This is a genomic window from Neisseria sp. P0021.S006, from assembly GCF_051956895.1.
On the sequence record NZ_JBQCWZ010000800.1, the window covers coordinates 1 to 653 of the forward strand.

Here is a 653-nt window from a genome sequence, read left to right on the forward strand (position 1 = left end):
GTAAAATCGCTGTCAGCCTGTTGCGCCTGTCCCGTGGCAATATGAAAGTTGCCGTGTTGATGCTGTTTGCCGTTACCGCCTTCCTGTCTATGTGGATCAGTAACACTGCAACTGCCGCGATGATGCTGCCTTTGGCAATGGGTATGATGAGCCACCTCGACCAAGAAAAAGAACGCAAAACCTACGTTTTCGTCCTGCTCGGTATCGCCTACTGCGCCAGTATCGGCGGCTTGGGCACCGTGGTCGGTTCTCCGCCGAACATGATTGCCGCCAAAGCGCTAAACTTGGACTTCGTCGGCTGGATGAAGCTCGGCCTGCCGATGATGCTGTTGATTCTGCCGCTGATGCTGTTCTCCATGTACGTCATCCTCAAACCTAATTTGAACGAGCGCGTGGAAGTTAAAGCCGAATCTATCCCTTGGACTTTGCACCGCGTTATCGCGCTGTTGATTTTCTTGGCAGCCGCCATCGCTTGGGTATTCAGCTCCAAAATCAAAGCCGCATTTGGCATTTCCAACCCCGATACCGTTATCGCCCTGATTGCCGCCGTTGCCGTCGTCGTATTCGGCGTGGCGCAATGGAAAGAAGTTGCTCGCAATACCGACTGGGGTGTATTGATGCTCTTCGGTGGCGGTATCAGCTTGAGCGCGTTG

1 protein-coding gene is annotated in these 653 nt (G+C 53.8%); it reads left to right on the forward strand.

Annotation, left to right across the window (positions count from 1 at the left end; translation table 11 throughout):
• Positions 1-653: SLC13 family permease (locus ACTHUM_RS17175; RefSeq protein WP_440403579.1), on the forward strand; the 653-nt coding region annotated here is incomplete at both ends.